6 protein-coding genes are annotated in these 10,896 nt (G+C 71.7%); 5 read left to right on the top strand and 1 reads right to left on the bottom strand.

What is annotated here, in order from left to right:
* Positions 1–240: 240 nt before the first annotated feature.
* Positions 241–429, bottom strand: a complete 189-nt coding sequence (locus ABT296_RS32795) for a DUF2399 domain-containing protein (RefSeq protein WP_351932766.1) — start codon at positions 427–429, stop codon at positions 241–243.
* A 303-nt stretch (positions 430–732) separates the two neighbouring features.
* Between ABT296_RS32795 and ABT296_RS32790 the strand changes: the two genes are divergently transcribed.
* From ABT296_RS32790 to ABT296_RS32770, 5 genes are all read left to right on the top strand, one after another.
* The gene (locus ABT296_RS32790; RefSeq protein ID WP_351932764.1) at positions 733–4,632 is read left to right on the top strand and encodes a GTPase; all 3,900 of its coding nucleotides are present in this window, start codon (positions 733–735) and stop codon (positions 4,630–4,632) included.
* Positions 4,629–6,566, top strand: a complete 1,938-nt coding sequence (locus tag ABT296_RS32785) for a GTPase (RefSeq protein WP_351932762.1) — start codon at positions 4,629–4,631, stop codon at positions 6,564–6,566. The genes ABT296_RS32790 and ABT296_RS32785 overlap by 4 nt, the downstream gene beginning before the upstream one ends.
* Complete coding sequence (locus ABT296_RS32780) at positions 6,563–7,630, top strand: toll/interleukin-1 receptor domain-containing protein (protein ID WP_351932760.1); 1,068 nt, start codon at positions 6,563–6,565, stop codon at positions 7,628–7,630. Before ABT296_RS32785 ends, ABT296_RS32780 begins: the two co-directional genes overlap by 4 nt.
* Complete coding sequence (locus tag ABT296_RS32775) at positions 7,627–9,969, top strand: TIR domain-containing protein (RefSeq protein WP_351932758.1); 2,343 nt, start codon at positions 7,627–7,629, stop codon at positions 9,967–9,969. Before ABT296_RS32780 ends, ABT296_RS32775 begins: the two co-directional genes overlap by 4 nt.
* Positions 9,970–10,088: 119 nt before the next feature.
* The gene (locus ABT296_RS32770; protein WP_351932756.1) at positions 10,089–10,808 is read left to right on the top strand and encodes a hypothetical protein; all 720 of its coding nucleotides are present in this window, start codon (positions 10,089–10,091) and stop codon (positions 10,806–10,808) included.
* The last annotated feature ends 88 nt before the right edge of the window (positions 10,809–10,896 follow it).

The raw sequence follows: 10,896 nt of genomic DNA, 5'->3' as shown, positions 1-10,896 counted from the left end.
CTGTTCTGGGGGCGGGGGGGCTCCGGGGGGGGCGGGCCCCCCGGGGCTTGGGGGGCCGCCTTTGCGATTGTCGGTTGTCGCCGCCCGCCCACACGATCGTGCGCCGCAGGAAGCGGCGCACACCGGCAAACGTCGCTCAGGGCAAGGGTGTCGGATTCGTTTCACCTCGACCAGGACGGTTGTGCTGCGGGCTGTTTGAAGCGGCCCCGGTGGGTGTCCGCGTCCGCCTGCGCTGCGCCCTCAGCGCACGAGGTCGGCCAAGAGCGCGTCGAGGACGTTCTCTTCCTCGAGGCGCACGCCGGGTTCGGCCAGGGCCGCGGGCATGTCTTGGTCCCATGCGGCGGTGGCCGGTGTGCCGCGTGCCGTACCTGTCGTCGTACGTCCGAGTGCGGCCGGCCGTTGCGCCGTCTCGATGGTCCGCCCGGACATCAGGCCAGCGATCTGCGTACGCGCGGCGGGAACGCGACCTGGGTCCCGAGAAGCCCTTCACGGTTGTCGGCCGTCAACTGCTGGGCCCCTACCGGTCGGGGTGGTGGTCCCCGCCGCGACCGCACGGCGGATGACACCTCGCGGTGTGGTGCCCGGAGGGCGGAGGCGGGGAAACCCCCTGTACGCCTCAAGGTCCCCGCGGTGGGCCCGAATACCACTTGACCATCAACAGGGTTGCCTTTCAGTGCAATTGGGCACGAAAAGGCTGCTTGTATCGGATGGTCGGACGGGGGCCGGACGGACATGGACGAGTCGAGACTGAGGGCGGCCGCCGCGCGAGCGGTGACGGAGAGCGCTCCGTTGGCACGGGAACTGGCGGCCCGGTTGCGGGAGGTGGAACAGAGGCTGGGGCGGACCACGCCGGTCTCCGACGGTACGGCCCTGACGAAGGAGCAACGTGCCCTGTGCGCGGAGGACCGTCGGCTGCGCGGCCGGGCCGTCGAACTGGTCAGGGAGCTGACGGGTGACCGGTTGCGGGCGCTGGACACCTTCAACGTCGTTCTGTTCGGCCGTACCGGTGCCGGCAAGAGCTCGCTGGTCGAGGCACTCACCGGAGGCGACGGGGCGCGGATCTCCCCGGGCCGCCCCGACCACACGACGCAGGTCGAGGAGGTCCGGTGGGCGGGGCTGCGGTTGTACGACACACCGGGCACCAACGGGTGGGGGCGTGACGGCGACAACCGGTATCTGGAGGAGGCGGCCCGTAAGGCCGTCCTGGTGGCCGACGTCGTGCTGCTGTGCTTCGACGACGACAGTCAGTTGGAGGGCGAGTTCGCGAAGGTCGCCCAGTGGGTCCTGGCGTACGGCAAACCCGCGGTGGTGGTGTTGAACTGCAAGGTGCCGATTTGGCGTGCTCCGGATGAGGTGGCCGAGCGCGAGGTCCGGGTTCACCTGTCCACGACCGTCGCGGAGCATGCCACGCACATCCGGGAATGGCTTGTGACCTGTGGGCTGCTGCACGTACCCGTGGTCGCGCTGAACTCTCAGCGGGCGGTCGCCGCCAGGGCCGCCGAGCCGTATCGGGGCAAGGACGGCAACGCGGTACGGAAGATACGGGGCCGGGCCGACCGCGCGACGCTGCTGGAGTGGTCCAATTTGCCTGTCCTGGAGGCACTCCTCACCGAGGCCGTCGGCAGCGACGCGGCGCAGCTGCGGTACGGGGGTCTGCTCACGCAGACGGCGGGCGCGCTCAACGGGCTCGCCGGTGACCTCGACAGGGCGCTGGCCGGGCCTGCCCTGGAAGGTGCCCGGACGATCGAGGCTGCTCTCGAAGAGCTGCTGGGCGTCCTGGGGTTCCCGGAGGACCCTCCCGCGTCCACCGCCGACGAGGACACGGACGCCTACGCAGCCATGGTCGGCGCCCTGCGCGAGCTTCAGCGGCTGCGGGGCGGACCGTTCGCCGTGCCGGCACGCGCGGAGGCCCCCGCTCACCTGGACCACCTGCTTGCCGCCGGCTTCGGCAAGCTGCGCGGCACCCTGCAGGCCCGTGCCGAGGACCTGGTGGAGAAGGCGTTCCGGGAACGGAAGGCGCTGTCCGGGGAGGAGTTCGACGCGGCCGTCTTCAAGCCGGCCGAACTGACGGCGGTCATCGAGAAGGCGGTTGGATCCTTCACCTCCCACCTGGAGGGCCGTGTCAACCTGGTCGTCGACGACCTCAAGGCCGGCCTCGCCGAGGTGGACGCCGGGGTGGGCGGCCTGGGCAAGGACGTGCGCGGCAACGCCGGAGCCGGTTACCGCGCGTTCGGTCGAGGTGCCGGCTATGCCAGCGCGGGAGCGGGCCTGCTGTCGGCCGGACTCTCCGTCGCCGCTGTGGTGTTTCTGTCGAACCCGGTGGGCTGGGCCGCCGCAGCCGGACTCGCTGTCGTCGCCGGAGCCGGCCGGCTCGCCGCCCGGTTCGGCCTGCGGCGCGGACAGCAGCGACGGGACGACTCCCGGGTGGACCACCGGGAAGAGGTCCGCGACGCCGTGCACCGGGAGGTGGAGGCGCTACGGGACCGGGTCGCGGCACACTGTGCGGCCATCGTGCGGCATGCCGCACTGCTCAAGGCGGGGCCACTCGTCCAGCAGGCCGTGGCCCTGCGACGTATCGCCGATGCCGCGGCCCGGGACACGGTGTGGCTGGCCGACACGGTGGATGAGCTGCCGACGGGGCGCGACGCCGCCGAACTTCTGACGGAGGCCATGGGGCGTGCCGAGGCCGCCGTCGGCATCACCCATCCCGCCGAGGCCGACCGGCTCTGGCTCGGTGCCGACTGGTGCGACGACCCGCGCAACCTCTCCGCCGAGGACGACGCCACCGGGAGGCGGCGCCAACGGCGCACCCCACGCTTCAGCCCCAACGTCCTGGACCGGATGCGCGAACTGTTCCGGCGTGGCCCGCAGGGCCCAACGCCGGGAACCGGAAAGGAGTGGCTCGGCACGCTGCACGGCCACCTCGCCGGTGACCCCCACGCGGCCGGCCTGCTGGCCGAACTGGACGCGCTGGCCGCCGACCCGAGGCCCCGGATCGCGGTCGCCGGGAATCTCAGCACCGGCAAGTCGGCGTTCATCCACCGCCTGCTGGTGGAGTCGGGCCGGTCCGTTCCGGATTCGCTGACCAGCGCCGCCGGCCCCGAAACCTGGCGTGCTGTGTCGTACGACTGGGAGGACCTGATTCTCGTCGACACGCCCGGATTCCAGAGCGGGCGAGAAGGCCATTCCGAGGCTGCCCGCCTGGCCCTCGCCGACGCCGCCGCCGTCATACACCTGTTCTCCCCTCTCATGCTGGTCGGAGAACAAAGCGACCTCCTGCACCTGCTGCGCGGCGTCCCGGAGTCGGGAGTCTTCGACAAACAGGGCCGGACCCTGTGGGTGATCAACAAGATCGACCGGCTCGCTGTTGCCGGGGACGCGGATGATCTGCGTGCCCACATCGGCCACGCGGAGCGGGAACTTGCCTCCGCGCTGGAACGGATGGCCCCCTCCCCGGTCGGTCCGCCCTCGCACCGTGAGCGCGTGGTGTCGATGGCGGCCGCACCGTACGGTCTGCGCGCCGCGCACCGCCGTCACTACGACGACTTCCGTGCCTGGGACGGCTTCCAGGACTTCACCGCGTCTGTACGGCGGTTGCGCCTCGCCCTGGAAGCGAACGCCGTGGACGTCACCCTGCTGCACGGCGGGGCCGCCCGGCTGGGTGTACTGCGCTCCCAGGCCCTCGAACACGCCGAGGACCTCGATCGCAGGATCACCCAGACGGGCAGGCTCGCCGATGAGGCGGCGACGGGCGCCCGGACCGGACGGGGTCTGGTCACCTCGATGATCAATGGGGCCGAGCGCATGGCCGTCGCCTTCACCACACGGCTCGTGCACGAGACGCTGGAGGCGGGCGTGGACGCGCCGGTCCGCAAGGCCCGCGGCCGACGCCTGGAATCCTGGGCCGAGGACAAGGAGTTCGCAGGTGACTGGAAGAGGCACCGCTCGGACTCCGAGCGGGAGGCGCAGGCCTGGCTGGCCTCGGTGGCGGACGCGATGGAGCGAAGGGCCGCCTCCCCGGCCTATGCCGCCGCCTTCCCGGAGACCGCCACCCGCGCCGATCTCTCGTTCCTGTCCCGGGAGTCGCTGCGGGTCTGGACCGGCGACATCCTGGCGGGCGCGAACTCGATCGTCACTCCGGGCGCCGAGCTGAAGCCCGACGATCTGGTCGCGCTGGCCGCCCACTTCGACGTGGCGCTCGACGCCGGGCAGCTCGACGACCTCCTGGAGGGGGTGAGCAACGTGGGCGTGTTCCTGAAGATCGCCAACGCCGTCAGCATGATCAGCGCCCTCAACGCGGAGGCCGGCCGCGAGGAGAAGCGGGAGGCGTCCCGCGTCTACCTCCTGAAGACCATGCGCGCGTCTGCCGAGGCATGGGCGAAGGGGATACGCGGCGGCTGCGGCGCGGTGGAGGACGTGTGCGGTCGACTTGAGGCCCTCGCCGTCGAACTGACGACAAAACAGGGGGAGTTGCTTGAGAAACTCGCGGCGACCCACGAACGCGCCGATCGGTACACCAGGGCCATCGAAGGAGCACGCATGCGGCTGGGTGACTCCGTCGTGGGCGGTGGGAACGACGGCACGGGGCATCGGCACACCGGAGACGGACGAGGGAAAGGCGGACGGCGATGAACTCGGCCGACAGCACCGGGGGCACCCCCGCCGACTGGGCGGACCGCGCCATGGCCGCCGTCCGCAAGGCGTTGGGCGACAGGGCGGCCGCGGTCCTGGAGGGGGCGTGGGCCGCCCGGGAGGCTGATCCGGACGTGGCCGTGGTGCTCTACGGCCCGCAGAACGCGGGCAAGACCACCCTGCTGCGCCGCCTGCTCGTCGAGGACGGCACCCGCGTCCCCGCGTGGGCGACCGTGAGCGGCGGCAAGGAGACCTTCGAGGCCGGCGCGGTGCGCTCCGCCGGACTGCGCTATGTCGACACCCCCGGCGTACAGGCGGGTGACGCGCTGCACACGGAACGGGCCGGGACCGCCCTGCTGGAGGCGGACGCGCTCCTGCTTGTCCTCCACCGGGGGCTGTTCGGCGACGCGGCCGAGGACCTCTTGCCGTTGGTGGCCGGCGAGGCCGACGACCCGGACCGTCCCCGGCCGTATCCCGTCGGCGCCCTGGTGCCGGTGGTCTGCAAGGCCGACCGGTGGGGAAAGGACGTGGGCGACGAGGAGTACGTCGAGGAGGTGGCCCTCATCCGTGAGCGGTTCAGGAATCAGCTCGCCGTCCACATGGGCCGACGGCCCGTACCCGACCTGCACGTAGTGGTCGCCGACTACTACACCCTCAACGCCCGCATCAAGCCGGAGGACCTGCGCCCCGGCCTCTTCATTTCCCACGGGGAGCACGACGGCATCGATGCCCTGCGGGCGGCCCTGCGGACTCTGCCCGCACGCAGGGCGGAGCTGCGGGCCGCGGCCCGGGTGCGGTTCTGGAGCCGGCACGCCGTCCGGGCGCTGGACGCGGCACGGATCTCGCTGGGGGAGGCCGAGGCCACCCGGGACGGCGCCCGCCGGGTGGACACCCGCTTCGCCCTGTTGGAGAACCGGCTCGACGCCGTGCGCGAGACGGGCCGGGTCGAACTGCGGGCCGCGGTAAGGGAGGAGTTGCTGCGCGCCGCCGACTCGTCCGCCTCCGCCGAGTCGGCCGAGGACACCGCCCGCAAGCGTCTCGCCGCCGCGGTGGAGGGCTGGCAGGCGCGCTGGGCGGGCGAGGTCAACAAGCTCGCTCTCCAGGGGCGGGCGGAGACGGTGACCGTACGAAGCGCTCCGGGCATGCGGGCGTTTCGGGCCTACCTCAGTGACATCCGCGCGGTCCTCGCCTCCGCGGACGGTTCGGCTCCCGCCAGGTCCGACGGCTCGGCGGACGTCACGGCCGCCGTGGTCCTGGGCCTCGGGCCCGTCTCCCACGTCGTCACACACGAACTGCGCAGGCGCCGCCACGAGCAGGTCGGTGAGGTCGTGGGACAGCAGAACGGAAGGACGGACACCGGGGCCGGTCAGGGGGCGGACCCGGTGACCGCCGGGCAGGTCTCCGCCGTGCCCGATCCCTACGCATACAGCTACACGGCCTTTCCCGCGCCCGACGCGTCCGGGGTGCCCGGTGAGTGGGACGTCACCGACCGGCTGTCCGACTCCGGCGCGGTGGAATCGCGGACGGTGGGCGGCGATTCCGCCGGGGATCCCACCGCCGGGGATCCCACCGCTTCCGGTGATGGCGCGGCGGGCGAAGGCGGTGGAGCGGAGTCCGGCGGTGATGGCGCGAGCCTGCTGGGGGAACAGGCCCTGGTCATCGCCCTGTCGGAGATCCGTGCCCTCATCCGCGGCAAACGGGCGGAAGCGGCCGAGAAGCGCCGTGCCGAGCGGCGCGAGGCAGCCGGCAAGGCGACCGAGCGCATTGCCGCACAGTTGGAGAAACCCTGGCTGAAGGCGCTGGAGAAGGTCCGCACGGGTATCCGGGCCCAGCGCCCCGACCCGGCGACCACGGACCTGGCCGAGAGCGAACGGGCCCATCTGGACGGCGTGGTGAAGGAACTGGAGAAGACGCTGAGAGAGGCACCCCTGTGACCACGGAGCCGGACTCGGAGCCGGCGCCGCAGGTCTTCGTCGGCCATGTCGCGGACGACCGGGACGCCTTCGTGGAACCCCTCGCTCTTGAGCTGGCCGAACTGGGAGTCAGGGCATGGGTGGAGTTCTGGGAGATCCGGATCGGCGACAGCCTGATCGGCCCGGTGTTCACCGACGGCATGGACCAGGCGGACTGCTTCGCCCTGGTCCTCTCCTCGTCGTGGCACGAAAAGCCATGGCTGCGCGAGCAGTTGGAGGCTACGACACACCGGCGTATACAAGACCGGCGCACGCTGATCCCCGTGCTGCTCGATGGAGTGCCGCCTCCTCCCGCGCTGCGCCACCTCAGGGCGCTCACCTGCCCCCGCAACCCCGAGGGCGCCGCCGTCGCCGCCCGAGGGATCGCCGACCTGCTGTACGGCGTCGACCAGCGCCCTGTCGTCACCCCGCGGTCCGCCGCCCGGCAACCCCCGCCGTGTGTGTCCGTACCCGGCTCCGCCGCCCCATCCGCACGGCACCTGTCGCGCCGGCCCGCCTTCCCGGGGCCCGCGGACGCCGAGGCCGGGTTCCTTCAGTGTGTTCTGACCGTCGCGCTGCGCGAGGGTACGCTCGGCCCGCTGCCCTGGGCCGAGGTCGGCGCCGCCCTGCGGGAGGCAGAGCCGGACCTTGCGGCGACGGTCCGCACACTGGCCGGCCTGGAGAGGAACGGGCTGGTACGGTCCGGGCGGGTGGGCGAGCGGGTGGCATGGTGCGAACTCACCCCGGCCGGTTACCGGTTGGCGGCACCCCGCGGTGTGCCCGACCTTGAGGGCGCAGAGCGCCGACTGGTCCTGGCCCTGGCGCGTCGCCGAGTCTCGCCGGACGCCCGCTCTCAGGGGCGGGACGCGGTCGAACTGGCGGACGTCGCAGGCACCCACGTTCTGGTCGCCGACCGTTTCCTCGCCGATCTTGCCCAGCAAGGGCGGGTGACCCTCCTGAGAGGGGGAGGCCGTACGCTCGTCACGGACGTCGATCCGGCGCTCGGTGACTGGGCTCGTGAACTCGGTGAGGAGCAGCGAAGATGACGGTTGGCACGGCCCGGGACCCCGCTGAGGGGCAGGTGTTCATCAGTTACGCCGGGCCGGACCGGGCGTGGGCCGAGTGGGCCGCCTGGACGCTTGAGGAGTACGGGCATCGGGTCGTACTGGACCTGTGGGACTGGCGCATGGGCGAGCGCCTCGACGAGCGGCTCGGCTACGCGTACCGCAGTGAGGTACTGATCCTGCTGCTCTCACCCGACTACCTCGCCTCGCCGTGGGCGAGGGCGGAGTGGAGCAGTGTGCTCGCGCAGCCGGCAACGCCCGGCCGGCTGCTGCCGGTGGAGGTCGAGCCGCTGTCCGCGGTCACGCTGCCGCCCGAGCTGCTCGCGCTCAATCGGCTGAAGATCTCAGGACAGCCGGAGGCCGAGGCCGCCGACCGGCTGGTCTCCGCCGTCAGGGACGCGAAACTCCGTCTCGCCGCCCTGATTGCCGAGGGCCACGGTCCGATCACCGGCAACGGGCGCACGCCCCCGCACCACCGGCCGCCCTCGACTCACCACACGGCCACCGCGACAGCCCCTCGGCTGCCCGGCGCCGCGTCACGACCGGATGTCTCGAACGTGCCGGTCGAATCGTCCGGCGCACCGGACCGGGAGTCGCTGCTGGAACAGCTCAGACTGCAGCTGAACACCGGGTCGTTCGCGTGTCTGCCGCCCGGACGCGGCCCGGACGGCGTCGGCCCGGACGACATCGCCCGCGAGTACGTGGCCCGCTTCCGCAGCCAGTACGACCTCGTGTGGTGGGTGGACGCCGGCGACGCCGAGCGGGTCAGGGCCTCGTACGCCGAACTGGCCGTCGTGCTCGGTCGGGTCGCGGACGACGCTTCCGCCTCCGCCTCCGTTTCCGCCTCGGACGAGTCGATCGAGGAACTCTTCTCCCTGCTCGACGACGTGCCGCGCAGGCTGATCGTGTTCGACCGTGCGACCGCTCCGGAGCGGCTCCTGGATCTGATGCCGCCCGACCCCGGCCATCTCCTGGTGATCCCGGCACATCCCGACTGGCTGCCGGGCCCGATTCGACGCCGGAATCCCGAACCCCCGTCCGCCGTGGAACCCCGGCCCGGGACCCCGGAGCCTCCCCGCCCGCCGCGCATCCTGGCGGTCGCCACCGAGTGGGCGCCACGACGCGGGGGCCTGAGCACCTTCAACCGCCGCCTGTGCCAGGCCCTCGCCGCCGCCGGAGCGGAGGTGCACTGCCTGGTGCCCAAGTTCGACCGGGAGGAGGAGAGAGACGCGGGACGGCACAAGGTGAACCTCGTCGAGGCACAGGAACCGCCGGTGTGGACGGGTGAGTTGTCCCTGTTGCGCAGGCCGAACGAGCTGACCGTGGTGCCCGACGTGATCCTCGGGCACGGTCGGATCTCCGGCCCTGCCGCCCAGCTGCTCCGCGAACAGCATTACCCAGAAGCCCAGTTGGTGCACATCATCCACATGCTGCCGTACGCCCTGGAACACCTGAAGGAGGACCGGGAGGACGACCCCGTGCAGCGGGCGGACGAACGGACCGAAGTGGAACTGGCCTTGGCCGAATCGGCTGACCACGTCGCGGTCGTAGGCCCTTATCTGCACAGCAAGTTCGCCCGGTACTTTCCGGGATCGGAGCCGTTCAGCACCACTCTGCACCGTCTCAACCCCGGCTTCGACTCGTACGCGGAGACGAGCTTTGGTGTCACCGCACCGGAGCGGCGGACCGTGCCCGCGGGCGATCCGGAGGTCCTGGTCTTCGGCCGTGCCGAGGACGTCCGGCTCAAGGGCCTCGACCTGGCCGCGCAGGCACTCGGTCGGTTCGCGGGGCGGACGGGGCACGACGGCAAACTCGACTTCGTCATCCGGGGCTTGGCGGCCGGTCAGTCTGCCACCGCACTGCGCCGGCGCATCGAGGAACAGGCGGCCAACGGCAGCCTGAACGTGAGCATCAAGCCGTACCGCATGGAGAGCCGGGTCCTGACCGGCGACCTGCTGGCCGCCAGTCTGGTGCTGCTTCCCTCCCGCAGTGAGGGGTTTGGTCTGTCGGCCGCGGAGGCGATTACCGCCGGCACCCCGGTCCTAGTCAGCGGTGCCAGCGGACTCGCCCTGCTGCTGCGCGAGACACTGGGGGAGCGGGAGGCGGCGCACCACGTCGTGGAGACCCGGGACGACGAGCAGGACGTGGAGCGTTGGAGCCGCGCTGTGGAACGGGTTCTCGACGACCGTGAGGAGGCGTTCGGCCGGGCGGCGCGGCTGCGTGAGCAACTGGCCGGGGCACACACCTGGCACGCCGCTGCCGCCTCCCTGCTCGGCCGAATGCGCGACCGCGATACGGTCGCCACCATGGCGCCGTCGTGAGGGGTACCGTCCTGGCAGTGGTGCCGTCCGGCCGCAGCGGCTCCGGTGGACGCAGGGGTGGCTGACGACGTGCTTGGGTAAGGACGAGGCAGTCACAGCGGGGTCTTTGGGGGAGCGGCATGCTGGCGGGGGCGATCGGTGATCTCGTGTTGGGACTGCTGGCCAGTTGCCTCAGCGGCCTGGCGGTGTGGCTGTGGCAGCGCGGCAGACACAGCCGGGATCTGCGGATGCGGATGCGCGTGGTCGGGGCCCGCCCCGGCGACACCTGCCTGATTGTGATGAACAACAAGTACGGCGCTCCGGGCACGACCCATCACCACGACGTACAGGCGATGATCGAGGCGGCCGTCCTCAGCCACAGCCTGCACTGCGAGGTCGAGATCGTCCGCAGTGACGACTTCCGCGGCGGCAACGGGGACAAGCCGGAGTTCTGCCTCGGCGGTCCACTCGGTTCGAACGTGCGGAGCGCGGGCCATCTCGCCCACAGCCTGCCGGGCGTCATGTTCCACCCCTATACGCACCAGGACCACCCCCTCGCCATCGAGGCGGACGGCGAGCGCTACCGGTGGGATCGTGAGAACACGGCATACGCTCTGCTCGCCAAGTTCACCGCTCCGGGCGGCTCCCGTCCCGTCCTCCTCATCTGCGGGCAGAGCGCGGTTACCAACCACGCGGCCGCGTACTTCCTCCGTCACTCCTACCGCCGGATAGCGGACACGGTCGCCTCCACCGACCGTTTCTGCCTGCTCCTGAAGGTCCCCTCGATCCGCACCTACGGTTTCCAGGGGGTCACTCTGGAACGAGACCTCACCGACGTCGCCTTCGCCTCCGCGCCGTAGCGGCTGGGCGTCCGAGGGTCCGGGCGAGGGCTCGCCGAAGCGGTGGGTGCCGGTTCGTGGGAACCCCAGGGCAACCTTGTGAGTGGCT

The sequence above is a fragment of the Streptomyces sp. NPDC000983 genome (genome assembly GCF_040299205.1).
Taxonomy (GTDB): Bacteria; Actinomycetota; Actinomycetes; order Streptomycetales; family Streptomycetaceae; genus Streptomyces.
This window is presented reverse-complemented; position numbering and strand designations above follow the sequence as displayed.